Annotated in this window: 25 protein-coding genes and 1 pseudogene; 12 read left to right on the forward strand and 14 right to left on the reverse strand. The window is 66.9% G+C overall.

What is annotated here, in order from left to right; translation table 11 throughout:
• Nucleotides 1-63: 63 nt before the first annotated feature.
• From PI990_RS01640 to PI990_RS01660, 5 genes are read right to left on the reverse strand one after another with little or no spacing between them, the layout of a single operon-like run.
• Complete coding sequence (locus PI990_RS01640) at nucleotides 64-1,161, reverse strand: DmpA family aminopeptidase (protein ID WP_271659651.1); 1,098 nt, start codon at nucleotides 1,159-1,161, stop codon at nucleotides 64-66.
• Entirely contained in the window at nucleotides 1,154-2,017 is an 864-nt protein-coding gene (locus tag PI990_RS01645; protein WP_271659652.1) for an ABC transporter permease, read from the reverse strand. Before PI990_RS01645 ends, PI990_RS01640 begins: the two co-directional genes overlap by 8 nt.
• Nucleotides 2,014-2,919, reverse strand: a complete 906-nt coding sequence (locus PI990_RS01650; protein ID WP_263400427.1) for an ABC transporter permease — start codon at nucleotides 2,917-2,919, stop codon at nucleotides 2,014-2,016. The genes PI990_RS01645 and PI990_RS01650 overlap by 4 nt, the downstream gene beginning before the upstream one ends.
• Before the next feature lie 11 nt (nucleotides 2,920-2,930).
• Complete coding sequence (locus PI990_RS01655) at nucleotides 2,931-4,046, reverse strand: ABC transporter ATP-binding protein (RefSeq protein ID WP_271659653.1); 1,116 nt, start codon at nucleotides 4,044-4,046, stop codon at nucleotides 2,931-2,933.
• 43 nt (nucleotides 4,047-4,089) lie between these two features.
• The gene (locus PI990_RS01660) at nucleotides 4,090-5,148 is read right to left on the reverse strand and encodes a polyamine ABC transporter substrate-binding protein (protein WP_271659654.1); all 1,059 of its coding nucleotides are present in this window, start codon (nucleotides 5,146-5,148) and stop codon (nucleotides 4,090-4,092) included.
• 197 nt (nucleotides 5,149-5,345) lie between these two features.
• Here PI990_RS01660 and PI990_RS01665 point away from each other — a divergent pair, with 197 nt between their 5' ends.
• From PI990_RS01665 to PI990_RS01695, 7 genes and pseudogenes are all read left to right on the forward strand, one after another.
• Complete coding sequence (locus PI990_RS01665; RefSeq protein WP_021218273.1) at nucleotides 5,346-6,179, forward strand: MurR/RpiR family transcriptional regulator; 834 nt, start codon at nucleotides 5,346-5,348, stop codon at nucleotides 6,177-6,179.
• A 204-nt stretch (nucleotides 6,180-6,383) separates the two neighbouring features.
• Nucleotides 6,384-7,433, forward strand: coding sequence for an ABC transporter ATP-binding protein (locus PI990_RS01670; RefSeq protein WP_271659655.1), 1,050 nt, complete (start codon nucleotides 6,384-6,386; stop codon nucleotides 7,431-7,433).
• Entirely contained in the window at nucleotides 7,430-8,344 is a 915-nt protein-coding gene (locus tag PI990_RS01675; protein WP_184488352.1) for an ABC transporter permease, read from the forward strand. Before PI990_RS01670 ends, PI990_RS01675 begins: the two co-directional genes overlap by 4 nt.
• A complete protein-coding gene (locus tag PI990_RS01680) occupies nucleotides 8,341-9,129 on the forward strand; it encodes an ABC transporter permease (protein WP_021218276.1) in 789 nt (262 codons plus the stop codon). The genes PI990_RS01675 and PI990_RS01680 overlap by 4 nt, the downstream gene beginning before the upstream one ends.
• A 17-nt stretch (nucleotides 9,130-9,146) precedes the next feature.
• On the forward strand, nucleotides 9,147-10,190 hold the full coding sequence (locus PI990_RS01685) for an ABC transporter substrate-binding protein (RefSeq protein WP_184488354.1): 1,044 nt from the start codon (nucleotides 9,147-9,149) through the stop codon (nucleotides 10,188-10,190).
• Between the two features lie 277 nt (nucleotides 10,191-10,467).
• A pseudogene (locus tag PI990_RS01690) lies at nucleotides 10,468-11,825 on the forward strand (APC family permease).
• A 39-nt stretch (nucleotides 11,826-11,864) separates the two neighbouring features.
• On the forward strand, nucleotides 11,865-12,896 hold the full coding sequence (locus tag PI990_RS01695; protein ID WP_271659656.1) for a histone deacetylase family protein: 1,032 nt from the start codon (nucleotides 11,865-11,867) through the stop codon (nucleotides 12,894-12,896).
• A gap of 176 nt (nucleotides 12,897-13,072) precedes the next feature.
• On the opposite strand, the gene PI990_RS01700 is transcribed toward PI990_RS01695, so the two are convergent.
• From PI990_RS01700 to PI990_RS01715, 4 genes are all read right to left on the reverse strand, one after another.
• A complete protein-coding gene (locus PI990_RS01700; protein WP_021218280.1) occupies nucleotides 13,073-13,420 on the reverse strand; it encodes a NirD/YgiW/YdeI family stress tolerance protein in 348 nt (115 codons plus the stop codon).
• A 93-nt stretch (nucleotides 13,421-13,513) separates the two neighbouring features.
• Nucleotides 13,514-14,431, reverse strand: a complete 918-nt coding sequence (locus tag PI990_RS01705) for an SdiA-regulated domain-containing protein (protein ID WP_169708372.1) — start codon at nucleotides 14,429-14,431, stop codon at nucleotides 13,514-13,516.
• A 68-nt stretch (nucleotides 14,432-14,499) separates the two neighbouring features.
• Nucleotides 14,500-15,165, reverse strand: a complete 666-nt coding sequence (locus PI990_RS01710; protein ID WP_021218282.1) for a fumarylacetoacetate hydrolase family protein — start codon at nucleotides 15,163-15,165, stop codon at nucleotides 14,500-14,502.
• Between the two features lie 52 nt (nucleotides 15,166-15,217).
• Complete coding sequence (locus PI990_RS01715; RefSeq protein WP_271659657.1) at nucleotides 15,218-16,609, reverse strand: FAD-binding oxidoreductase; 1,392 nt, start codon at nucleotides 16,607-16,609, stop codon at nucleotides 15,218-15,220.
• A gap of 177 nt (nucleotides 16,610-16,786) precedes the next feature.
• Here PI990_RS01715 and serA point away from each other — a divergent pair, with 177 nt between their 5' ends.
• A complete protein-coding gene (gene serA / locus PI990_RS01720; protein WP_021218284.1) occupies nucleotides 16,787-18,016 on the forward strand; it encodes a phosphoglycerate dehydrogenase in 1,230 nt (409 codons plus the stop codon).
• A gap of 407 nt (nucleotides 18,017-18,423) precedes the next feature.
• On the opposite strand, the gene PI990_RS01725 is transcribed toward serA, so the two are convergent.
• Entirely contained in the window at nucleotides 18,424-18,858 is a 435-nt protein-coding gene (locus tag PI990_RS01725; RefSeq protein ID WP_271659658.1) for a DUF4399 domain-containing protein, read from the reverse strand.
• 136 nt (nucleotides 18,859-18,994) lie between these two features.
• Here PI990_RS01725 and PI990_RS01730 point away from each other — a divergent pair, with 136 nt between their 5' ends.
• Nucleotides 18,995-19,663 carry a transporter substrate-binding domain-containing protein gene (locus PI990_RS01730; RefSeq protein WP_158545626.1) on the forward strand — a complete coding sequence of 223 codons (669 nt, stop codon included), beginning with the start codon at nucleotides 18,995-18,997 and terminating at the stop codon, nucleotides 19,661-19,663.
• Here the strand turns inward: PI990_RS01730 and PI990_RS01735 are convergent.
• Nucleotides 19,660-20,160: a DUF523 domain-containing protein gene (locus PI990_RS01735; protein WP_271659659.1), complete on the reverse strand. Its 501-nt coding sequence runs from the start codon at nucleotides 20,158-20,160 to the stop codon at nucleotides 19,660-19,662. The genes PI990_RS01730 and PI990_RS01735 overlap by 4 nt on opposite strands.
• Nucleotides 20,161-20,351: 191 nt before the next feature.
• On the opposite strand from PI990_RS01735, the gene PI990_RS01740 reads away from it, so the two are divergent.
• Nucleotides 20,352-20,903: a DUF6160 family protein gene (locus PI990_RS01740; RefSeq protein ID WP_271659660.1), complete on the forward strand. Its 552-nt coding sequence runs from the start codon at nucleotides 20,352-20,354 to the stop codon at nucleotides 20,901-20,903.
• A 13-nt stretch (nucleotides 20,904-20,916) separates the two neighbouring features.
• Here the strand turns inward: PI990_RS01740 and PI990_RS01745 are convergent, their stop codons facing one another.
• Nucleotides 20,917-21,540: a 2OG-Fe(II) oxygenase gene (locus PI990_RS01745; RefSeq protein ID WP_271659661.1), complete on the reverse strand. Its 624-nt coding sequence runs from the start codon at nucleotides 21,538-21,540 to the stop codon at nucleotides 20,917-20,919.
• 237 nt (nucleotides 21,541-21,777) lie between these two features.
• Between PI990_RS01745 and PI990_RS01750 the strand changes: the two genes are divergently transcribed.
• Nucleotides 21,778-22,545 (forward strand): hypothetical protein, encoded by a 768-nt coding sequence (locus tag PI990_RS01750; RefSeq protein ID WP_271659662.1) that lies wholly within the window; start codon nucleotides 21,778-21,780, stop codon nucleotides 22,543-22,545.
• Nucleotides 22,546-22,565: 20 nt separating this feature from the next.
• Here the strand turns inward: PI990_RS01750 and PI990_RS01755 are convergent, their stop codons facing one another.
• The gene (locus PI990_RS01755; RefSeq protein WP_271659663.1) at nucleotides 22,566-23,510 is read right to left on the reverse strand and encodes an alpha/beta hydrolase; all 945 of its coding nucleotides are present in this window, start codon (nucleotides 23,508-23,510) and stop codon (nucleotides 22,566-22,568) included.
• A gap of 121 nt (nucleotides 23,511-23,631) precedes the next feature.
• Here PI990_RS01755 and PI990_RS01760 point away from each other — a divergent pair, with 121 nt between their 5' ends.
• Entirely contained in the window at nucleotides 23,632-24,207 is a 576-nt protein-coding gene (locus tag PI990_RS01760; RefSeq protein WP_271659664.1) for a DUF6436 domain-containing protein, read from the forward strand.
• On the opposite strand, the gene PI990_RS01765 is transcribed toward PI990_RS01760, so the two are convergent.
• The gene (locus tag PI990_RS01765) at nucleotides 24,180-24,989 is read right to left on the reverse strand and encodes a substrate-binding periplasmic protein (RefSeq protein ID WP_271659665.1); all 810 of its coding nucleotides are present in this window, start codon (nucleotides 24,987-24,989) and stop codon (nucleotides 24,180-24,182) included. The genes PI990_RS01760 and PI990_RS01765 overlap by 28 nt on opposite strands.
• Nucleotides 24,990-25,013 lie beyond the last annotated feature (24 nt).

Consider the following 25,013-nt stretch of genomic DNA (forward strand, 5'->3'; position numbering starts at 1 on the left):
GTCGCTCCGCATCGATGGGTTTCGTACCTCTACCCATCCTACGAAGAGCGCCGGTGCCTGGGGCTAGGCCTCAACCCGCCCCGCATCCTCCAGCAACGCCTTCAACCGCTCGCCGTCCAGCGCCGGGCAGATGCCTGCGGGCTTCTGCATCACCGCATCCTCGGCGGCGAGCATGGCGTTGAGGATGGCCTCGTCCGTGCTTTCCACCGCCGCCAGGTAGAGGGCGTCGATGTGCTCGTCGTTGAGGCATTCCAGGCTGAAGCGCCCACCGGGGGTGAGCTGGGGCAGGGCGCGCGGGTTGGCGACGCTGAAGGCGAGGAAGATGTCCCCTGAGTTGTTGCCCCCCGGGGTGCCGCCCAGGCCGACGCCGAGGCCGGCGCGCTGGGCCAGGCGGCGCAGCTGGTGGGGCAGCAGCGGGGCGTCGGTGGCGAGCACGACGATGATCGAGCCGCGCTCGCGGTCCAGCCCCCGGGGTTGTTCGCCCAGGGCCTTGCCCACCGGCACGCCGAGCACCTTGAGCCAGTCGCGCTGGCCGTGGTTGGCCTGCACCAGGGCGCCCAGGGTGTAGGCCTGGCCGTCGATCTCCAGCACCCGCGAGGCGGTGCCGGTGCCGCCCTTGAAGCCGTAGCAGATCATGCCGTTGCCGCCGCCGACGTTGCCCTCGGCGATGGCGCCGTCGCGGGCGTCGGCCAGGGCGGCCAGGGCATCGGCCTCGGTGACGTGCTGGCCGTTGATGTCGTTGATCACCCCGTCGTAGGTCTCGGCCACCACCGGCATCGCCCACAGGTGGTTGGCCTCCCAGGCGCCGGCGTAGTGGTCGATGGTCCAGCGTGCGGCGGCGTGGTGGACGATGCCGACGCTGTGGGAGTTGGTGATGCACAGCGGGCCGACGAAGTAGCCGCCGTGCTCGATCCAATGGGTGCCGGTCATCTCGCCGTTGCCGTTGAGGGCGTGGAAGCCGGCCCACACCGGCTGCGGTTCGGGCTCCAGGCCACGTGGGAGGATGGCGGTGACCCCGGTCTTGATGGGTTTGCCGTTGGCGGCGACGCCGTCGAGGGTGCGATAGCCGACGCGCACGCCGGGTACGTCGGTGATGGCGTTGTTGGGGCCGGGCCGGCCGGGGACGGCCAGCCCGAGTTCACGGGCGCGTGGTTTAGCCATGGGCATTCTCGGCAGGGGAAGTGGCGGGCTTGCGGTTGCGCAGGTAGAGCCCGAGGGAAGCGATGACCAGCGAGGCGATCAGCAGCAGGGTGGCGATGGCGTTGATCTCGGGCTTGATGCCGCGGCGGATCATTCCGTAGATGAAGACCGGCAAGGTGGTGGAGTCGACCCCGGAGATGAAGTAGGTGATCACCAGGTCGTCCATCGAGATGATGAAGGCCAGCAGCGCACCGCCGAGCACGCCGGGGAGGATCTGCGGCAGGGTGATGCGGCGGAAGGTGGTCCAGGGCGAGGCGCCGAGGTCGGCCGAGGCTTCTTCCAGGCGCGTGTCCATCCCCGCCAGGCGGGCGCTGACGATGAGGAACACGTAGCTGATGAGGAAGGTGCAGTGGCCGATGATGATCGACGTCTTGCCCAGGGGGATGCCGCTGTTGACGAAGAAGATCAGCAGGGCGATGCCGAGGACGATGTCCGGCATCAGCATCGGCAGGAACAGCAGCACCCGGTAGAAACCCTGCAGGCGGAAGCGGTAGCGCGCCAGGGCGAGGGCGGTGAGGGTGCCGAACAGGGTGGAGATCACCGTGGTGCTCAGGGCCACCGTGAGGCTGGTGCGCAGGGCGGCCACCAGTTGGTCGGTGGATTCCACGTAGAGCGCGTTCTCGTTCAGCGAGCTGGAGAAGCCGAACAGGGTGCGGTACCAGTCCAGGCTGGCGCCGCTCCAGATCATCATGTTCACCGGGTTGGCGTTGAACGAGTAGGCGACGATCAGGGCGATGGGCAGGTACAGGAAGGCGAAGAAGGCCAGGCTGTAGCCGCCGAGCAGGCCGCGCCCCAGGCGGGCGATGAGGGCATTCATACCAGCCCCTCCTTCACCTGGGCGCGTGACTGCCAGCGCACGTAGAGCAGCAGGAACACCAGCATCGCGGCCATGATCAGCATCGCCAGGGCGGCGCCGAAGGGCCAGTTGCGCGCGGCGAGGAACTGCTGCTCCACCAGGTTGCCGATCATCACCACCCGCGCGCCGCCCAGCAGCGAGGGCACGATGAAGTTACCCAGGCTGGGGATGAAGACGATGATCGAGCCGGCGGCGATGCCCGGCAGGGTCAGCGGGAAGACGATGCGCCAGAAACTCTGCCAGCGGCTGGCGCCGAGGTCGGCGGAGGCCTCCAGCAGCTTGCGGTCGAGCTTCTCCACGCTGGCGTAGATGGGCATGAACATGAAGGGGATGAAGATGTAGGTCATGCCGATCAGCACGGCGGTTTCGCTGTAGATCAGGTTCAGCGGCTGGTCGGCCAGGCCCAGGGCCTGCAGCGCCAGGTTGAGGAAGCCGGTGGGCCGCAGGATCAGCACCCAGGCGTAGAGCCGCACGATCAGGCTGGTGAAGAACGGCAGGGTGATGAGGAAGAGGAAGAAGTTGCGCCGCCGTTCCGGCTGCCGCGCCACCCAGAAGGCTGCCGGGTAGCAGACCGCGAGGGTGAGCACGACGGTCATCGCCGCCAGCTTGAACGAGCGCAGCAGGATCTCCAGGTAGACGATGTCGAACTCTTCGTTGCTGCCGTCGGCCCAGCCGAGGATGCGGCCGAAGTTGTCCGGGTAGAAGGACCATTCCACGCCGCCGTACATGCCCGGCTCCAGCAGGCTGTAGAGCGCCATGATGGCCATGGGCACGAGGAAGAAACCGACGATCACCAGGGTCGCCGGGCTGAGCAGGCCGACCAGGCGCAGGCGCGTGCGGGCCGCGAGGGAAAGCGAAGTCATGGGCGGTTCTCCTAGGCCAGCAGCAGGTGCGGGGCGTCGGTGGCGTACCACAGCTGCACCCGGGCACCGGCTTCGAGCGTGCCCATCAGCTCCCGCGAGGGTGCGCGCAGCACTGCCTTCACCGGGCTGCCGTGCTGGGTGCGCACGCTGAGTTCGAAGTCCTTGCCGATGAACACCTGTTGCAGCACGCGGCCCTCGAGGCAGGCATGGCGCGCCGGGTCGCCCGGACAGGTGAGGTGGAACTGCTCGGGGCGCAGCATGGCCTGGAGCTTCTGTCCCGGTGCCAGGTCGGCGCGGCGCAGGCGCAGGGTGTCGCCCTGGGCGGTGAGGAATTCCACGGCGTCGCCGTGGTGGCGGGTGACGCTGCCGTCGAACAGGTTGCTCTCGCCGATGAAACCGGCGACGAAGGCGTTGGCCGGGCGGTCGTAGATGTCTTCCGGGCTGCCCAGCTGCTGCACGTGGCCGCCGTTGAGCACGACGATGCGGTCGGACATGGTCAGCGCTTCTTCCTGGTCGTGGGTGACGAAGACGAAGGCGATGCCCAGCTCGCTCTGCAGGTTCTTCAGCTCGCGCTGCATGCTCTGGCGCAACTGGCGGTCGAGGGCCGAGAGCGGCTCGTCGAGCAGCAGCAGGGCGGGCTTGTTGACGATGGCGCGGGCCAGGGCGATGCGCTGCTGCTGGCCGCCGGAGAGCTGGCCGGGCTTGCGTTTCTCCAGCCCGGCCATGCCCACCAGCTCCAGGGCGTCGGCCACCTGGCGGTTGCGCTGGGCCTTGGCGACGCCACGGATGTCCAGCGCGTAGCCGACGTTGTCGCCGACGCTGAGGTGGGGGAACAGGGCGTAGTTCTGGAACACCGTGTGCACCGGGCGCAGGTGCGGGGGCACCTCGTTCATCAGTTGGCCCTGGATGCGCAGCTCGCCGCCGTCGAGAGCCTCGAAGCCGCTGATCACCCGCAGCAGGGTGGTCTTGCCGCAGCCGGAGGGGCCGAGCAGGGTGACGAATTCATTGCCGCCGACGCACAGGTCGACGCCATCGAGGGCGCGCACGGGGTGGCCCTCCGGGGCACGGTAATGCTTCACCGCAGCGGTGATCTGGACCACCGGTGCACTGTTGACGATGCAGGTCATGGAGAACTCCGGCGGACGCGGGCGCGTCCGCTCTCTTGCTGGCTCAGTTGGCGGTGCGCACGCGGGTCCAGGCGCGGTCGAATTTCTTCAGGTCCTTGCCCAGGTCATTGAAGATCTGCAGCTTGGCCATGACGTCGGCCGGCGGGTTGACCTGCGGGTTATCGCGCAGCTCGGCCGGCAGCAGTTTCAGGGCTTCGCGGTTGGGCGTGCCGTTCATCTGCTGGTGGGTGTTGAGGGCGGCGATCTCGGGGGTGAGGAAGAACTCCATGAAGCGCTTGGCGTTGGCCTTGTTCGGCGCGCTCTTGAGTACGCACATGTCTTCCTGGTACATCGTCGCGCCTTCCTTGGGGATAACGTAGGCGAGGTTTTTCGGGTCCTGCTTCACGTACATCATGGCGCCGACGAAGTAGTGTGCGGCGGCCACGTCGCCCGACTGCACCATGGGCACGCTGTCGTAGGTGAAGGCCGAGACCAGCGGCTTGCGCTCCAGCAGCCACTGCTCGGAGACCTTGAGGTCGGCGGCGTCCGTGGTGTTCACCGACTTGCCGTTGACGATCAGGCCGACGCCGAGGGTTTCGCGCATGTCGTCGAGCATGATGACCTTCTTGCCGGACTCGGCCAGGGCGAAGAAATCCGCCCAGGATTCGATCGGCCGATCCACCTTGGTCTTGTTGTAGAAGATGCCGACGGTGCCCCAGGCGTAGGGCAGGCACTGCTCGCCCTTGGGGTCGGACTTGGCGCGGAGGAAGGCCGGGTCGATGTTGGCGAAGGCCGGGCTGGCGCCGATGTCGGTCTTCTCCAGCAGGCCCAGCGCGGACAGGGTGTCGTGCATGTGCACCGAGGGGAATACGATGTCGTAGCCGGTGGCACCGGCCTGCAGCTTGGCGAGCATCTCCTCGTTGCTGCCATAGGTGTCCAGTGAGACCTTGACGCCGGTTTCGGCGGTGAAGCGCTTGAGGACTTCGGGGTTGATGTAGTCACCCCAGTTGTACAGGTGCAGTTCTTCGGCGGCTTGGCTGCTGCCGGCGGCCAGCAGCAGGGAGCCTGCGAGCAGGCGGGACGCGAGGCGTCGCAGGGGGTGGCGCGAGGTTGGAGCGGGCATGTTCCTGTTCTCCGTTCTGGGCCCTGCGCGGTTTGGCTCGGGCCTGGCTGGGGCAGCTCTTGCATGGCCTTGCGGCCGAAGTGAAAGCGGAAGAATCGGTGTTTTTATTTTTTGCCTCGCCGTGGAGCATAAAGTATGTTTCTTCCATTGATCAATACGTTGACATTAATCTTCCAATAATCGACAGGGAACCGGGCATGCTGGACAGCAAAGTGGAGCAGATTGACGGCAAGCTCACGCCGAACGAACGCACCCTGTGGGCCTATATCCAGGCGAACCTGGAGACCATCGCCTTCGAGAGCGGCGCCAGCCTGGCGGAGAAGAGCGGGGTCAGCCCCAACACCGTCAGCCGCTTCCTGCGGCGCCTCGGCTACAAGGGGCTGAAGAGCCTTAAGGAAGAGCTGCGCGACGACATCCGCGTGCAGTCGCTGCTCAACACCACGCTGATCGAGCGGGTGGAGAAGCAGCCGGACGACCTGCTCGCCCACCTCAACGAGGAGATCGATGCGCTGGTCAGCTTCGGCAGCCAGCTCAACAGCCAGCACTGGCAGGACATCGTCACCCGCGTGGCCGGCGCCGAGCGCGTGTTCGTCTGCGGCTTCCAGACCATCCGCGGCCTGGCCGAGGACTTCGCCAGCCGCCTGTCCCTGGTGCGTTCGGGGGTGGAGTTCCTCGACCTCTACCGCGGCGTGCTGGGCCAGTGGGTGGACAGCCGCGACGAGCGCTGCTGCGTGGTGCTGATCGATATCGCGCCCTATGCCGATGTCGGCATCGCCTTCGCCAACACCCTCAAGGAGGACACCGACCTGGTGGTGTTCACCGACGAATACGGCATCGCCCGGCACATCTCCACGCCCTGGATCGTCACCATGAAGACCAAGACGGGGCTGATCCTCGAATCCACCGGCGGCCTCACCAGTGCCCTCAACGTGCTGTTGCACTGCGTCGCCGCCCAGCGCAAGGGCGAGCTGAAGGAGCGCCTCGGCGCCTATCGCGCACGGGTGGAAAGCCTGCAGCTGTACCGCACCTGATCCCCCGGTTGCCCGAGCCGGGCACGGCTCACCCCGGCTGGCGCCCAGCCGGGTGTGGCTGCGCAAGTTGTCCGGAATTATCCCCTTTTGTCCGTTTATATCGTTCTGCCCCTTCGCCCCCGCTGACAGAATCAAAGGCGTCGAGGGCCTTTGCGCCATGCGAAAAAGCCCAATAAGAACAATCTCTTAGAGCTTGCGATAAGCATGTCCAGTGCGATTAGCATCGACCGTGTCTGCATGGAGTTCGGCGATCCGGGGCAGGGCGTCCGCGCCCTGGACGAGGTTTCCCTGGAAATCCGCGCCAACGAGTTCTTCACCCTTCTCGGCCCCTCCGGCTGCGGCAAGACCACCCTCCTGCGCCTGATCGCCGGCTTCGAGCAGCCCAGCTCCGGCGCCATCCGCCTGTACGGCGAGGAGATGCAGGGCCTGCCGCCCTTCCGCCGCCCGGTCAACACCGTGTTCCAGAGCTACGCGCTGTTCCCGCACATGACGGTGGCGCAGAACATCGGCTTCGGCCTGGAGATGCAGGGCCGCCCCAAGGCCGAGATCGAGGCGACGGTGCAGCGGATGCTGGAGCTGGTGAAGCTGCCGGACGTGGGCCGGCGCCGCGCCGACCAGCTCTCCGGCGGCCAGCAGCAGCGCATCGCCCTGGCCCGCGCCCTGGCCAGCCGGCCCAAGGTGCTGCTGCTGGACGAGTCCCTCTCGGCGCTGGACCAGAAGCTGCGCAAGGACATGCAGATCGAGCTCAAGCGCCTGCAGCACGAGACCGGCATCACCTTCATCTTCGTCACCCACGACCAGGAAGAAGCCCTGACCATGTCCGACCGCATCGCGGTGATGCACAAGGGGCGCATCCTCCAGGTCGGCAGCCCGACCGAGATCTACGAAGCACCGGTGGACCGCACCGTGGCCGACTTCATCGGCGAGACCAACTTCCTCGATGCCGAGGCGCTGGACAGCGGCGTGCGCCTGGCCGACGGGCAGGTGCTCGCCGCCCCCGGCGAGCGCCGTGGCCCGGTGACCCTGGCCATCCGCCCGGAGCGCATCGCCATCGACCTGGACGGCAACCTCGAAGGGGAGGTGGAGACGGTGGTCTACGTCGGTACCGACACCCTCTACCTGCTGCGCGTGGCCGGGCAGAGCGGCTTCCGCGTGCGCCGGCAGAACCGCGACGGCGCCGGTGGCTGCCTGGAGGCCGGCACCCGGGTGCGCCTGCAGGTGCCCGCCAGCGCGGTGCGGGTGCTGCCGCGATGAGCAGCCTGCGCGCCCAGGCCGAGGCCCGCCAGCTGCGCCGGCGCCTGCTGCTGGCCGCGCCGGCCATGTTCACCCTGGGCCTGTTCCTGCTGCTGCCCCTGGGCATCATGCTGCTGGTTTCGCTGCTGCAGTCGGGGGACTACGGCGGCGTGAAGTGGGGCCAGTACTCGCTGGAGGCCTACGTCAACTTCCTCTACGAGCGGGACCTGGACGACAGCCTGGTGTTCAACACCGATTACCTGCAGATCTTCCAGCGTTCCTTCTGGCTGTCGGTGATGACCACCGCCGGCTGCCTGCTGATCGGCTTCCCCACCGCGCTGTACCTGGCGCTGCAGAACGAGCGCAAGCGCAACCTGCTGCTGTTCCTGGTCACCGTGCCCTTCTGGACCAACCTGCTGGTGCGGGTCTACGCCTGGATCCTGTTGCTGCGCAACGGCGGCCTGGTGGACAGCGGCCTGCACGGGCTGGGGCTGACCGACAAGGCGCTGGGCATCCTCTACACCGACGGCGCGGTGATCATCGGCCTGCTCTACACCTTCCTGCCGTTCATGGTGCTGCCCATCTACACCAGCCTGGAGAAGCTCGACTGGCGCCTGGTGGAGGCGGCCTTCGACCTGGGCGCCAACCGCTTCCAGGCCTTGCGCCGGATCATCCTGCCGCTGGCGATGCCGGGGGTGATGGCCGGGGTGATCCTGGTGTTCATCCCCTCCCTGGGCAACTACATCATTCCCGAGCTGCTGGGGGGCGGTAAGTCGCTGATGATCGGCAACCTCATCCAGCTGCAGTTCGGCGCCTCGCACAACTGGCCGCTGGGCGCGGCGCTGTCCTTCGCCCTGCTCGGCTTCGTGCTGCTGGCGATGCTGCTCTACAGCCTGCGCTTCAAGCCGGGCACCGCCGGAGGCCACCCATGAACCTGCAAGGCCCGCTCTGGCGCTTCACCGGCGTACGCCCCACTGCCTGGCTGTTCTTCGCCTTCCTCTACGTGCCGATCCTGGTGCTGGTGGCGCTGAGCTTCAACGGCGGCCAGTCGGCGACCATCTGGGAGAGCTTCAGCCTCAAGTGGTACGCGGTGGTGGCCAACGACCCGGAGATCGTCCGCGCGGCGAAGAACTCGCTGCTGGTGGCCACCTTCGCCACCCTGATCGCCACCACCCTGGCCACCCTCGCCGCACTGGGCATGCGCGGCCGCGCCTTCCGTGGGCAGACCGCCATGAGCGGCGTGCTCGGCCTGCCGCTGCTGGTGCCGGAGATCGTCACCGCCGTGGCGACGTTGATGTTCTTCGCCTTCATCGGCCTGAAGCTGTCGCTGTTCACCATCCTCATCGCCCACGTGGTGTTCTGCATCCCCTTCGCCTACCTGCCGATCCGGGCGCGGCTGGAGGGCATGGACCCGCGCCTGGCCGAAGCCGCCGCCGACCTCTACGCCTCGCCCTGGAAGGCCTTCTGGAAGATCACCTTCCCCCTGCTGATGCCCGGCATTTTCTCGGGGGCAATGCTGGCGTTCATCATTTCCATGGATGACTTCGTCATCACCTACTTCGTCGCCGGGGCCGGCGCGACCACCCTGCCGGTGTACATCTTCAGCTCCATCAGGATGGGCATCTCGCCGAAGATCAATGCGATTTCCTCGATCATCCTGGTGATCTCCATAGCGTTCGTTGCGTTGTCCTACTACATCGGCCAGCGCAAGCGCTGAGCCCCAAGGAGCCCGTCATGACCCGCACCACACCGCTCGCGCTCTCCCTGTTGCTCGCCCTGGGGCTGTCCGGCACCGCCCAGGCCGCCGGCACCCTGCACCTGGCCAACTGGTCGGACTACTTCCCGCCGGAGCTGCTGAAGAAATTCGAGAAGGACACCGGCATCAAGGCCACCCTGGACGCCTACGACAGCAACGAGACGCTGCTGGCCAAGCTCAAGGCCGGCGGCGGCGCCTACGACGTGGTGGTGCCCTCGGACAGCTTCATCCAGATCATGGCCACCGACGGCCTGCTGCAGAAGTTCGACAAGGCCAAGCTGCCCAACCTGAAGAACCTCAAGGCCAACTTCCAGAACCTCGACTTCGACCCGGGCCACGACTACAGCGTGCCCTACCTCTGGGGCACCACCGGCTACAGCTACGACAGCAAGCAGGTGCCCGGCGGCAGCCTGGAGGAGAGCTGGAAGCCCTTCTTCGAACCGCCGGCCGAGCTCAAGGGCAAGGTGGTGGCGCTCAACTCCATCGAAGACCTGTACATCGCCGCGTCCCACTACCTGGCCATCGACCAGTGCACCGAGGACCCGAAGGACGCGAAGAAGATCCAGGACCTGCTGCTGGCGCAGAAACCGCTGCTGGCCATGTACAACAGCGACGGCACCATCGAGCGCATGGCCGCCGGCGAGGTGGCCATGCACATGCAGTGGAACGGCGCCTACCACCGCGCCCACGCCCAGCGCGACAGCCTGGTGTACGTCTACCCGAAGGAGGGCATCCACGTGTTCATCGACAACTTCGTGATCCCCAAGGACGCGGCCAACGTCGAGGAAGCCCACGCCTTCATCAACTGGATGATGCTGCCGGAGAACATCGCCGCGGCCTCCAACTTCGCCAAGTACAACAACGCCATCGAGGGCTCGGCCTCCTTCATGGAGAAGGAGCTGTTCGATGACCCGGCGATCAACACCCCGCAGGACAAGCTGGAGCGCCTGAAGACCTTCAAGCTCTGCTCGCCCAAGGCCCTGAGCCTGCGCAGCAAGGTATGGACCAAGCTGAAGAAATGACCGGCTTCCGGCCCGCCGCCGGGCGGGCCGGACCACCCCGAGCCCCCTGGCGCGTCGACGGGAGCGACGCGCCGGCCACCTGCGCCCTCCGGCGCCCATGCACAAGAACAAGAGAGTGAACCGCCATGCCCCGCATCACCTGCCTTAGCGCCATCCCCCGCAGCGGCCGCTTGCCCGCCAGCTGACCCGGGGCCGATACGGCCCGCCCCTCGACGCACGACGCGCCCGACGATCCACCCCTGAGCGCCTGCCTGGCAGGTGCCCGCGAGGTATTTCCATGAGCAAAGCCTTCGACGATTTCACCCACAGTGCCCAGGGCACCCACCTGCGGCGCATCCTCGGCCTGCCCGCCCTGGTGTTCTTCGGCCTGGTGTACATGGTGCCGCTGACGGTGTTCACCACCTATGGCGTGGTCACCGAGATCACTGGTGGGCGCACCGCGCTGGCCTACGTGGCCACCCTGGCGGCGATGATCTTCACCGCCTTCTCCTACAGCTTCATGGTGCGCAAGTACCCGGTGGCGGGTTCGGCGTATTCCTATGCCAGCCTGAGCTTCGGCCGGCGGTGGGCTTCCTGGCCGGCTGGTCGCTGCTGCTCGATTATCTGTTCCTGCCGATGATCAACTACCTGGTGATCGGCCTGTTCCTCAACATCGCCTTCCCCGCCGTGCCGGCCTGGGCCTTCGTGCTGGCGGCGGTGGCCCTGGTCACCCTGCTCAACCTGCGCGGCATCGGCTCGGTGTCGGGCATGAGCAACGCCATCGTCGGCGCGCAGCTGGTGTTCGTCGTGGTGTTCCTGGCGATGTCCGCGCGCAGCCTGGGCGGCGGCGAGGTGGACCTCATGGCGCCGCTGCTGGGCGATGGCACCCAGCCCGGCCTGGCGCCGCTGATGGCCGGCGCGGCGGTGCTGTGCCTGTCCTTCCTCGGCTTCGATGCGGTGTCCACCCTGGCCGAGGAGGCCCGCGACCCGCGCCGCGACATTCCCCGCGCCATCGTCGTGACCACCGTCACCGCCGGCCTGCTGTTCATCCTCCTGGCCCTGGTGAGCCAGCTGGTGTTCCCCGGCAGCGCCTTCAAGGACCCGGACGCAGCCGCCACCGAGGTGATGCTCAAGGCCGGCGGCAGCCTGCTCGAAGCTTTGTTCACCGCAGCCTACGTGGCCGGCGCCGCCGGTTCCGCCCTGGCGTCCCAGGCCTCGGTGTCGCGCATCCTGTTCAGCATGGGCCGCGACGGCATCCTCCCGCGCCGCGTGTTCGGCCGCCTCTCGCCGCGCTACCGCACGCCCGCCCTGTCGATCCTGCTGGTGTCCCTGGTTTCGCTGCTGGCCATCGTCATCGACCTCACCACCCTGGCCTCGATGATCAGCTTCGGCGCCCTGGTGGCCTTCTCGGTGGTGAACCTGGCGGTGATCCGCAGCCACCTGCTGGACGGCCAGCCCCACGGCCTCGGCGACAGGCTGCGCTACGGGCTGATGCCGCTGATCGGCTTCGGCCTGATCGCCTGGCTGTGGACCAGCCTCTCGGCGCTGACCCTGGGCATCGGCCTGGCCTGGTTCGCCGCCGGCTTCATCTACCTGGCCTGGCACACCGGCGGCTTCAGGCGGCCGGCACCCCAGGTGCAGTTCTCCGAACACTGATCGAATCGACCCTCCAACCAGCCTCCCAAGGAGCCGGACATGCTGACCCTCTACAGCGACGACCATCACCTGCACCACGGCAAGCACGAACTCATCGGCGGCCAGTTCACCCCCTGCTTCGAGAAGCCCAGCCGCGCCGACATGGTCCTGGACCGCGCCAAGGCCGTGCAGCTCGGCGCCATCCAGGCGCCGCAGGACTTCGGCCTGGCGCCGATCCTGCGGGTACACAGCGAAGGCTTCGTGCGCTTTTTGCAGAACGCCTGGGCCGACTGGCAGGCCAAGGGTCGCAGCCACGACATGCTGCCCATCGCCTGGCCGACCCGGCGCCTGCGCCAGGTGGAGCCCACCGACATCGACGGCCGCCTGGGCTACTACTCCTTCGACGCCGGTGCGCCCATCACCGCCGGCACCTGGCAGGCCATCATCAGCTCGGCCAATGTCGCCCTCAGCGGCCAGGCCGAACTGGCCAAGGGCGCGCGCGGGGTGTTCTCCCTGTGCCGCCCGCCGGGCCACCACGCCGCCGCCGACTACATGGGCGGCTACTGCTACCTGAACAACGCCGCCATCGCCGTGCAGGCCATGCTGGACAAGGGCGCCAAGCGCGTGGCGGTGCTCGATGTCGACTACCACCACGGCAACGGCACCCAGGACATCTTCTACGACCGTGCCGATGTGCTGTTCACCTCGATCCACGGCGACCCGCGCTTCGAGTACCCCTACTTCCTCGGCTTCGCCGACGAGAAGGGCGAGGGCGCGGGCAGGGGCTTCAACTTCAACTACCCGCTGGCCGAGGGCAGCGACTGGGCGGTGTGGAGCCAGGCCCTGGCCGACGCCTGCCGGCAGATCGCCGCCTTCGCCCCGGACGCGCTGGTGGTGTCCCTGGGTGTGGACACCTTCAAGGAGGACCCCATCTCGCAGTTCAAGCTCGACAGCCCGGACTACCTGCGCATGGGCGAGATCATCGGCCAGCTCGGCCTGCAGACCCTGTTCGTGATGGAGGGGGGTTATGCGGTGGAGGAGATCGGCATCAACGCGATCAATGTGCTGCAGGGGTTCGATGGGGTGGCGTGAGGGCGTCGCGGCTAGGGCCCCGGATGACCGCTTTCGTAGGATGGCGTAGAGCGAAGCGAAACCCATCATGCACAGGCACGTTGGGTCCTACCCGGCATGCGCCTCCTCTTTCGCAACAGCAAATCCCCAACGAAAAACGGCCCCGCAATGGGGCCGTTTGGAGGGCGGGGGTTGGATCAGTTGACCCGCTCGACGAACTCGACGTCGATCTCGCGGCCCATCAGGTCGCGGTCCACTTCACCGGTGAGCTTGACCTGGGCCTTGTCGTCGATGGCGTGGGGCGGCCAGTCTTCGTCGTCGATCTCGACCTTGATGGTGCCGGTGGCGTCCTTGAATTCGTAGATATCGCCCTTGATGCGTTTGACGATCTGGCCCTGGAGCACCACGGCGGCGTCGTCGGCGGCTTCCATGGCGGCGGCCACGGTGGTGACCTGGGGCGTGGAGCCGGGGCCGGTGTAGCTGGAGGCCAGGGCGGCGGTGGAGAACAGCGGGGCGATGAGCAGGGCGAGGTACTTGGCGTTCATGGGGTTGATCCCGTTCGATGTGGTTGACGGGATCAGGCTATGGCGCGGCGCTGAAGCCAGGCTTAAAACAGCCTTAAGCGAAGCTGAATGCCGTTAGCCACGCTCAGGAGCGTCGGCGTTGTCGGCCTTGCGGAACACGTAGAAGAGGTTGGGCTCGCTGACCATGTAGATGTCGCCGCGCTCGTCCATGGCCACGCCTTCGGCCCGGGGGATGCGCTTGGCCAGGCCATTGAGCCCACCCAGCAGGCTGATGAAGCTCACCGGCTCGCCGGTCTCGTCCAGCTCCAGCAGCAGGTTCGATTGCGCCGAGAGCACCAGCAGGTGGCCGGTGCGCGGGTCGACGCTGAGGGCCGAGAGGTTGCGCATGCCCAGGCCGTAGCCGGGGAGCGGGCGCAGGGCGCCTTCCAGGCGACGGCTGCCGTCGCTGTTCAAGCTGAACATCTCCGGCGTGCGTTCCTTGCCCAGCAGCAGGCGGCTTTGCGCCGGGTCCCAGGCGATGCCTTCGAAGCCCTTGTTGCCGGAATCCGGGAAGCCCAGGTCGAACTCGTCGCCCTGGGTCACGTCCAGCTCGCGGGTCAACGGGTCGAGGCGGAAGATCGACAGGCTGCGGCGGCGCTCGTCGGTCACCGCGACGTTGCCGTTCTCCAGCACCGCCACGCCTTCGGGGTTGGAGAAACCCTTGAGCGGAATGCGCCGCAGCACGTCGCCTTCGCGGGTCAGCTCCACCAGTTGCGGCACCTTGCCGGTGACGGTGAACAGGGTGCCGGTGACCGGGTTGTAGGCCAGGTCGGAGGTTTCGTCGTTCTCCAGACCCGCCAGGGGCTTGCCCTGCAGCACCGCCTTGTAGCCCGGCAGCCAGATGCTGGCGGCGCGCTCGCCCTTGCTCAGGTTGCGTTCGCTGAGCCAGAGGGAGGCGCGATCGTCGAGGTGCAGATAGCGGATGGAGGCGACGCAGGCCGCGAACAGGACCAGAAGGGTGCAGGTGCGGAGATTGGGGCGGGGAAAGGTCATGGCCATTGGCTACGGCTTCGGCTGGTGGCGGTAAGATCGTCTGCCACCGCCGAAGTTCCCTGGCGGCTTCAGATGACGCCGCTGTCGAACGAAGAATGACCGACCAGTTCCAGCACCAGGGCATCGCCCTTGTTCAGCGGGCCGACGCCCACCGGGGTGCCGGTCAGCACCACGTCGCCCGGCTGCAGGCTGAAGTGCTGGCTGATGGCCTGGAGCAGCGGCAGCACCGGGTTGAGCATGTCGCTGCTGTTGCCGTCCTGGCGCACTTCACCATTGATGGTCAGGCGGATGCCGATGTCGCTCAGCTCCTCGATGGCATCTCCCGGCACGAAGGGCGCCAGCACGCAGGCGCCGTCGAAGGCCTTGGCGACTTCCCAGGGCCAGCCCTTCTCCTTGAGCTTGGCCTGCACGTCGCGCAGGGTCAGGTCCAGGGCCGGGGCGAAGCCGGAGATGGCGTCACGGGCCTCTTCCAGGCTGGGGTTGCGCGACAGCGGCTTGCCGATCAGCACGGCGATCTCCGCTTCGTAATGCACCACGCCACGGTCCTCGGGAATGGAGAAGCCGCCTTCGATGGGCACCACGCTGGAGGCCGGCTTGATGAACAGCAGCGGCTCGGTGGGCACCGGGTTGTTCAGTTCCTTGGCGTGCTCGGCGTAGTTGCGGCCGATGCACACGACCTTGCCGAGGGGGAAATGGATGCGGGTGCCGTCGACGTACTGGTGCTGGTAACTCATTTACCGACTCCTTGAGAATACGGACCTGAAAGCGTCACGAGCGCAGTAGCTTTCAGTTGAAGATTTTGCCGGGGTTCATGATCCCGTTGGGATCAAACACCGCCTTGATGGCCTTCATCACAGCGATCTCGGGCTCCGAGCGGCTGTAGGTGAGGTAGTCGCGCTTGGTCATGCCCACGCCGTGTTCGGCGGAGATCGAGCCGTTGTACTTCTGCACGGTCTCGAACACCCACTTGTTGACGGTCGTGCACTTGGCGAAGAACTCGTCCTTGGACAGGGCGTCCGGCTTGAGGATGTTCAGGTGCAGGTTGCCGTCGCCGATGTGGCCGAACCAGACCACTTCGAAGTCCGGGTAGTTGGCTTCGACGATGGTGTCGATGTCCTTGAGGAAGGCCGGCACCTTGGAAACGGTCACCGAGATGTCGTTCTTGTAGGGCGTCCAGTGGGAGATGGTCTCGGAGATGTACTCGCGCAGCTTCCACAGGTTCTGCAGCTGTTGCTCGCTCTGGCTCATTACGCCGTCCAGCACCCAGCCCTTCTCCACGCAGTGCTCGAAGGTGGCCAGGGCATCGTTGGCCACTTCCTCGGTGGTGGCTTCGAACTCCAGCAGCGCATAGAAGGGGCATTCGGTCTCGAAGGCCGCCGGCACGTCGCCACGGGCCATGATCTTGGCCAGGGCCTTGTCGGAGAAGAATTCGAAGGCGGTGAGGTCCAGCTTGCTCTGGAAGGTGTGCAGCACCGGCATGATCGAATCGAAATCGGGGGTGCCGAGGACCATCGCGGTGAGGTTCTTCGGCGCGCGATCCAGGCGCATGGTGGCCTCGACCACGAAGCCCAGGGTGCCTTCGGCGCCGATGAACAGCTGGCGCAGGTCGTAGCCGGTGGCGTTCTTGATCAGGTCCTTGTTCAGCTCCAGCAGCTCGCCGGTGCCGGTGACGACCTTGAGGCCGGCGACCCAGTTACGGGTCATGCCGTAGCGAATAACCTTGATCCCACCGGCATTGGTGCCGATGTTGCCGCCAAGTTGGCTGGAACCTGCGGATGCGAAGTCCACCGGGTAGTACAGGCCCTTGTCCTCGGCGAAATTCTGCAGCTGCTCGGTGATCACACCCGGCTGGCACACGGCGGTGCGGTCGAATTCGTTGAATTCGAGGATCTGGTTCATGTAGTCGAAGGCCACGACCACCTCGCCATTGGCGGCGACGGCGGCAGCGGAGAGGCCGGTACGGCCGCCCGAGGGCACCAGGGCGACCTTGTGCTGGTTGGCCCAGCGGACGATGGCCTGCACCTGCTCGGTGGTCTTGGGGAAGACGATGGCGGTAGGCGCTGGCGCGAAGTGCTTGGTCCAGTCCTTGCCGTAGGCGTTCAGGGAATCAGCGTCGGTCAGCACCTTGCCAGGCTCAACCAGGGTCTTCAGCTCTTCGATCAGGGCAACATTGGTCATCAAGGGAACTCTCGAATCATTCATGGTCGCCCTGAGAACGTTTCAGGTCGCAACCGAGCAAGGAAAAAGGAGAACATGCTAGCATACGCACCCCGTGAATCATGCCTTACAGGCGTTTTGCGGGGTAGCTGCAGCACAGCCTTCTGAACTTTTCTACCGGGACAAATAGGTACGCAGATGAGCAAGACCTCCCTCGACAAGAGCAAGATCAAGTTCCTTCTCCTCGAAGGCGTCCACCAGAACGCCGTGGACACCCTGAAGGCCGCCGGCTACAGCAACATCGAGTACCTCAAGGGCGCGCTCTCGGACGACGAACTGAAGGAAAAGATCGCTGATGCCCATTTCATCGGCATCCGCTCCCGCACCCAGCTGACCGAGGAAGTGTTCGACTGCGCCAAGAAGCTCATCGCCGTGGGCTGCTTCTGCATCGGTACCAACCAGGTCGATCTGAACGCCGCCCGCGAACGCGGTATCGCCGTGTTCAACGCCCCCTATTCCAACACCCGCTCGGTCGCCGAGCTGGTTCTGGCCGAAGCCATCCTGCTGCTGCGCGGCATCCCGGAGAAGAACGCCTCCTGCCACCGTGGTGGCTGGATCAAGTCGGCGGCCAACTCCTTCGAGATCCGTGGCAAGAAGCTCGGCATCGTCGGTTACGGCTCCATCGGCACCCAGCTCTCGGTACTGGCCGAGGCCCTGGGCATGCAGGTGTTCTTCTACGACACCCTGACCAAGCTGCCGCTGGGCAACGCCACCCAGATCGGTAACCTGCACGAGCTGCTGGGCATGTCCGACATCGTCTCCCTGCACGTTCCCGAGCTGCCCTCCACCCAGTGGATGATCGGCGAGAAGGAAATCCGCGCCATCAAGAAGGGCGGCATCCTGATCAACGCCGCGCGCGGCACCGTGGTCGAGCTGGACCACCTGGCCGCCGCCATCAAGGACGAGCACCTGATCGGCGCCGCCATCGACGTGTTCCCGGTCGAGCCGAAGTCCAACGACGAAGAGTTCGAAAGCCCGCTGCGTGGCCTGGATCGCGTGATCCTGACCCCGCACATCGGTGGTTCCACCGCCGAGGCCCAGGCCAACATCGGCCTGGAAGTGGCCGAGAAGCTGGTCAAGTACAGCGACAACGGCACCTCCGTGTCCTCGGTCAACTTCCCCGAAGTGGCCCTGCCGTCGCACCCCGGCAAGCACCGCCTGCTGCACATCCACGCCAACGTTCCCGGCGTGATGAGCGAAATCAACAAGGTGTTCGCCGACAATGGCATCAACATCTCCGGCCAGTACCTGCAGACCAATGCCAAGGTCGGCTATGTGGTGATCGACGTCGACGCCGAGTACTCGGACCTGGCGCTGGAGAAGCTGCAGCACGTCAACGGCACCATTCGCAGCCGCGTCCTCTTCTAACCCAGGGCTGCTGCGCGTCGGCGATACGGCGTTGGGAACAGCCTCGAAGTGCTCATTCACAGATGTGAATTCCGCGCTTCTCGGCCATTCCCGCCTTGTCTCGCTCTAGCTCGCGAGCCTTGATGACGGAGCTGGACAGTAAAAAGGGAGGCCTTGGCCTCCCTTTTTCATGCCTGGGATTTCAGGTTCATCTGGCGATTCGTGCTGAGGCTCATGCTGTAGGGCGTGCCTTGCGCGTCGGCGATACGGCGTTGGGAGCGGACTCGAAGTGCTCATTCACAGATGTGAACGCCGCGCTTCTCGGCCATTCCCGCCTTGTCTCGCTCTAGCTCGCGAGCCCTGACGACGGAGCTGGACACTGAAAAGGGAGGCCTCGGCCTCCCTTTTTCATGCCTGCGATTTCACGATCATTTCACGGTGACGGTGATCTTCTCGGAGATGACCGGCGGGTCCAGCGGCACGTGGTTCTTGTCGCCCACCAGCAGCTGCAGGGTGTGCTTGCCCGGCGGCAGGGTGACCTGGGTTTCCGTCTGGCCCTTGCCGAAGTGCTTGAGGTTGTCGGTCATCGGCAGCGGCATGTTCATCGCCGGCTCCTTGTCGACATCGATCAGCAGGTGGTGGTGGCCGGTGGCGGGGGCATCGACCCCGGCGGGTGCGACACCCATGCCCTGCAAACCGAACTTGACGCTAAACGTCTTGTCCACAGTGGCGCCGTCGGCGGGCTCGATGAAATAGACCTTGGCGCCTTCGGGGGCCGGGGTGCGTGGCATCTCGGCGAACGACGCGGTGGAAACCACCGCCAGCAGGGCCGCAAGGCCCAGGGGAGCGTACGCAAGCTTCATGACTGACTCCTTGTTGGTAAGCAACACACAGACCCTGCATGGGGGGTTAGGTTCAGCGGCCGACGTTGCCGGTTGTGTCTACGCTGAACCCACCGTCCCGGGTCATCGATCAAGAAGAACCAGAGGTTTACCTGAAATGCGCCTGTTGCACTGCCTGCTCGCCCTCATTCCCCTGGTCGCCGCGCCGCTGGCCCGGGCCGACCTGATCGACGATGTCTGGGAGCGTGGCAGCCTGCGGATTGCCCTGGTTGACGACGCGCCGCCCTACAGCTTCCGCCAGGACGACAAGCTCACCGGCTACGAGGTGGAGCTTGGCCACGCCCTGGCCGATGAGCTCAACGTCAAGGCGGACTTCATCCCCGTGCCGCGCGACAAGCTGCTCGATGGCCTGCGCAGTGGCAGTGTAGACATCGTGCTCAGCCGCGAGGCCCAGGCCGCCCGTGATGATCAGCAACTGGAGTTCAGCGAGCCCTATGGCGTCGGTGGCGGCCAGCAGATCGCCGGTGGCACCGACAGCGGCGGGCTGACCCAGTCGCTGGCGCCCAGCCAGGCCCAGGACAAGAGCGCGGAGGGCAGCGAGAAGGGCCCGCAGGAGCAGGCGATCCCCTTCCTCAAGGAGAACCCGGCGTTCCGCAGTGCCCTCAACAATGCCCTGAACAAGCTCAAGAGCAGCGGGCGCCTGGACGAACTGTCGCGCAAATGGCTGGAGGGCCAGGCGCCTTCCCAGGCGGCGTCGGAGGGCGAGAAGCCGCAGCCATCGCCCCAGCCCGAATCCAAGCCCGAAGCAGACCCCGAGCAGCCCTAACCGGCTGCTGCGGCTTCCCGCGCCGCCAGCCAGGCGGCTGCGGCCTCAAGCTGCGTTTCATTGAACACCCGCACGCCTTCGGCGCGCAGCAGCGCCGCCGTCACGCCTTCGCCGGGCACGCGGGTGCCGCTGAAGGTGCCGTCATAGGCTTCCTCGTTGCCGCAGGAGGGGCTGCGTGCCTTGAGCACCGCAACGCCGATGCCATGGCGACGCACCAGCTCCAGGGCGATGCCCGCGCCGGCGACGAACTCGGCGGTGACGTCCTCGCCGCTATCGGTCAGCACCGCTACTCGCCCTTCCAGCACCTGCGTGCCCTGGCCGCCCGGAATCTCCGCCGGCGCCCTGGGCGTGGGCAGGCCGCCGGCGACTTCCGGGCAAACCGGCACGATGCGCCCCTCGTCCTGCCAGCGTTGCAGCAGGTCATAGGGGCCGTGGGCGCCGCCGTCGTATCGCACCCGTTGCCCCAGCAGGCAGCGGCTGACCAGAATCTTCTGCATGAATCACTCCTCGAAGGCTGCCAGCCTACTCCGCGTCGCTGCCAGGGTCACCGCGCGTAACACCCGTGAAGTTCCTCGCGCCGCACCAGTCTTTGGCTGGCCCATCCTTAGGCGGGAAGCGGCGAGGGGCACTGGCGCAGCGGCAAGGGGCTCCCCAGACTGCGGCGGCCAACCCGCGAAGGACAGCCGCCATGCCCATAACAAGAACGATCCCGCTCCTCGCCTGCACCGCCCTGCTGTTCTGCGCCTCCAGCCAGGCAGCCATGGAAACACTCGATAACCAGCAGCTTTCCGACGTCACCGGCCAGGCCGGCATCAGCATCCGCCTGGACGTGATGGCGCGCATCGACAAGCTCAGCTGGACCGACAGCGGCAACAGCGTCTCGCTGCGCAATATCCGCATCGACAACGGCTGCGACAGCCCCAGCGCCTGCCCCAATGGCGCCGGCGGCAGTTTCGCCCTGGGCCCGGCGCAGCTCGGCCTGACCTTGCCGATCTTCAACATCGACCAGCCGACCCTGATGGTCGATGTGGTGAAGAACGCCAGCGGCAAGGACCAGCTGGTCCTCACCCTGCCGGACCTGACCACCATCAACGACCAGCTGATCCAGTCGGGCCTGCCCGCGCAGCGCATCCGCATGCGGGTGAGCAGCGACATGTACGTGGGCGACAGCAGCCTGGGCAATATCGAGATTCGCGACATCGTCGACCTGCGCGGCACCATCAAGGTCTGGGGCCACTAAGGCCCCGGGCGGCTCAGAGCGGGCCGTCACCGCGGCGGCGGAACCAGCCGGTGAGGGAGAGGCGCTCGCGGCTGGCCGGCAGCACCTCGTGGGGCAGGTCGCCGGAGAGGAACACCACCAGGGTGCCGGCTTCGGGGAGTACGTCGTGGGTGGCGCCGTCGGCCAGGTACAGGCGCAGTTCGCCGCCTTCGCCGGGCTGCCAGTCGGGGTTGAGGTAGAGCACCACCGAGACCGCGCGGCGATCGTCGTCGCGGAAGCGGTCCAGGTGCTTCTGGTAGAACGCCCCCGGCGGATAGAGGGCGAAATGCGCCTCGAAATCCTCCAGCCCCAGGAACAGCTCGCGGTTCAGCCGCAGGCGCAGCTCGTCCATCAGTTCCAGGTAGTGGTCGCAGGGCGCGGCCTGGCCGGGTTCCAGCCAATCGATGCGGTCGCCACGGATGCCTTCGCGCACCTGCTGGCCATCGCCCCGGCCGATGCCCGCCGGGCTCAGCTCGCCGGCCGCCGCGCGGGCGCGGCATTCCCGCGCCAGGGCGGCGACCAGGTCGGCCGCGATGGCGCCGGGCTGCAACGACCAGCCGCGCTGGGCAACGTCGTCGCTGATGGGCTCGAAGGGGATGAACGCGTCGGGATTCGGCATGATCGGCGCATTCTAATCAGGCCGCAGAATGCCGCCTACAGCGTTCGGTTAAATTTATGACGAGGCCTTCTCAGCTCCTCGACAAGCCCGCCCGCCAGCACGGAGAATAGCCCCCGCGCCACCATGGCCGGAGCCCCAGCCGCCGTGCCCTCCGCCCATGCAGCCCGCACCCCGACCGAACCGAACCCGCAGCCCCGGGTCTAGAACAACACCGGATCGCGCCCTCCAGGAGTCACCATGCGCCTGCTTCTTGCCGTCACCTTCCTGCTCATCGGTCTGCCGGCGCTGGCCGACGACCACGCCAGCCTGTACCAGGCGGCGGGCTGGCCGGAACAGCGGGCGCACTTCAACGACGCCCTGTCGGCGGCCCAGCAGCGCTACCAGAAGACCCTGCCGCCGGCCGTGTACCAGGCCCTGGTGAACAACAGCAACCAGCGTTTCCAGGCCGAGGCCATCGACCAGCGTGCCCAGGCCGCCCTGCGTAACGCGCTGAGCGACCCGCGCCCGGCCCTGGGTTTCTTCCAGTCGCCGCTGGGGCGCAAGATCATCGCCGCCGAAGTGCTCGCCACCCGTCGCGACCAGCTGGCGAAGAACGCCAATGGCCTGCCGCGCATCGACGCCAGCGCCACCCGCCGCCTGCAGGTGCGCCACCTGGCCCAGGCGCTGCCGGCCAAGGAAGCCGGCGCCGAGGTCAGCCTGGCCCTGGCGGGCGTGGCGGCCGACAGCCTCAGCCAGATGCTCCCCGGCCTGCTCGGTGGCGGCCAGGCCCAGGGCCTGCTCGACAGCCAGCGCCAGCGGGTGATGGAGCAGATCAGCAACGATCTCGACAACACCCTGCTGTATGTCTATCGCGACCTGTCCGATCCGGAATTGGAAGAGTTCGTCACCTTCGCCGAGTCCGGCGAGGGCAAGGCCTATTATCAGGCCGCCCTGGCCGCCGTGCGTGCGGGCCTCGCCGTGGGCCAGGATGCCGCGAGCCTGGCGCCCGCGCAGCAGAGCTACTAGCCCGCCGCTGCGGGCCTGGCTCAGTACCCCAGGCGTTCCCGCAGGAAGGCGAAGTAACGCTCCCGATAGGCCGGTGCCTCGTTCACCAGGTGGTGCCCGGCCCCCTCCAGCATCAGCACCTCGGGCTGGGCGAACTTGTCGTCCAGCACCTTGAGGTTGTGCCGCCAGTCCACCGTCATGTCGCCATCGCCCTGGATCACCAGCGGGCGGCGCGTCGAGCGTGGCGCGGCCTCGATATGCGGCACCCAGCGCGACAGCGCGCCAACCCAGGCGGTGGGCAGGTTCTGCGGCTGCAGCGGGTCGTGGTGGTGGACGAAGTCGATGAACTCGGCATCGCTGGAGTTGACGCTGAAGCGCCTCGGGATGCTTTCGACGAAGGGCTTGAGCATGCGGTAGCTGAATTTCGACCAGCCCCAGGCGCGCGGGCGTACCAGGGGGGCGAACAGCAGGGTCTCGCCGATGCAGGCCTCGGGGGCGCCGGTCAGCAGGTAGTCGAGGATGATCGCGCCGCCGGTGCTCTGCCCGGCCAGGTGCCAGGGCTGCGGCAGGTCCAGCGTCCGCGCCTCGGCCAGCAGGCCGCGCAGGGTCGCCTGGTATTCGGCGAAGTCGAGGATGCTGGCGCGGGCGCCGCTGGACAGCCCATGCCCCGGCAGGTCGCAGGCGATCACCGCCAGGCCCAGCCCCAGCGCCCACTCGATCACGTGGCGGTACAGGCCCATGTGGTCGTAGTAGCCGTGCAGCAGCACCAGGGTCGCGCGCGGCTGCGCCGGCCACCAGGCCTGGGTGGCCAGGGTGTAGGACTCCACCTGCATCACCCCCAGGCGCGTCTGCACGCCGGGAATCCGCGCCGAGAAGTCCAGCCCGTAGAAGGCCCGGTAGAGGCCGGCCAACTGCAGGTCGGGTGCCGCTGCGGCCAAGGGTCGCAGGAGCGAGCGCAGTTGATCGGGCTGGAAGGCATCTGGCATCGGGGGTATCCATTCGAACGGGGCAGTGGCCGGGGGCCGGGCGGCCGGCGATAAAGGTTGCCGATATTCAGCTGCGGGGCGCGCCGTGGCAAGCTACGCGTCCTGCAAAAGGTCTCTCCCCATGCGCTCGCCTTCCCGTAGAACACTGTTCGCCAGCCTGCTCGTCATCGCCTGGATCATCGCCATGGTCGCCGCCTACCGCTGGTACGACGCGCGCTTCGTCCGCCCGTTCAGCGAGCGCACCACGCTGTTCTCCGGCGATGGCCTGCAATTGCCCGCTGAACTGGCCGGGCCGGGGCCGATCCGCCTGGTGCATTTCTTCGACCCCGCCTGCCCCTGCAACGTCGGCAACCAGCAGCACCTGGGCGAGCTGATCGAGCGCTTCGCCGACCGGGGCGTGGCCTTCTATGCCGTGCAGAAACCGGGGAGCAAGGGCCAGCTGCCGCAGAACCTGCAACGCATGACCCTGCTCGCCGAGCTGCCCGGTGCCGCGGCCATCCCAGCCACGCCCGCCGTCGGCATCTGGGACCGCGAAGGCCGCCTGGCCTACTTCGGCCCCTACAGCGAAGGGGCGGTGTGCAACTCGGCCAACAGCTTCATCGAACCCATCCTCGAGGCGCTGCAGGATGGCCGCCCGGTGGACGCCACCCACACCCTGGCGGTGGGTTGCTACTGCGACTGGGCGCCGGCGGGCTGAGCACTTAGCGCGGACGGTTGGAAGCGGCGGAAGATGGCCTCGGCCTCGCCGCTGTCACGCAGGGTCTGCAACTCCCGGTCGAGCGCCTGGCTCAACGACGCCCCCCGTGGCGAACCCTTGCTCACCAGCAGGTAGAAGGCCTTGCTCGCCGGCAGCTCGAGATGGCGCAGCGTTTCGTCGCCCTGGTAGGCCCCCAGGGACAGCCCGCCGTAGAGCGGTTCGATCTCGCTGGGGAAGAAGTCGCAGCGTTGCAGCTGCAGCAACCCCAGGTTCTGCTGCACGCTTTTCACCCGCAGGACGTCCTGGGTGATGCCATAGGGCGCGTAGTTGTAGCCGATGACCCCGCACACCCGGTAGTTGGCCAGGCTGGTGGCGTCGGTGACCGCCGGTGCCTCGGCGAAGCGCCGGGTGGAATAGAACAGGCCCAGGCGCGTGCGGTAGAGCGGCTCGCTGTAGTGGGCGAAGGTTGCGCGCTCCTCGGTGTAGCTGGCGTCCCAGGTCACCTCGCAGTGACCGGAGCGGGCGAAGTCGGCCAGCTCCTGCTGCACCCGCGCCCAGGGCAGGTAGTGCAGCTCATAGGGCAGGTCGAGGCGTTGCAGTGCCGTCAGCACCAGGGTGGTCGCCGAGCCGCTGAGGCGGGTGTGGTCGATTTTGCCGTCATGGCGCTCCCAGTAGGTATAGGGCGGCCACTCGTTGCCATCGCCGAGACAAATCTTCACGGGCTCCGCCGCTTCCACCCCGCAGCATCCTGCCAGCAGGCACCCCGCAATGATTCTGTTCATCGCACCTCCAGGCCCTCCCCAAGG

This window comes from Pseudomonas sp. TUM22785 (assembly GCF_028198105.1).
GTDB classification, from domain to species: Bacteria; Pseudomonadota; Gammaproteobacteria; order Pseudomonadales; family Pseudomonadaceae; genus Metapseudomonas; species Metapseudomonas solani.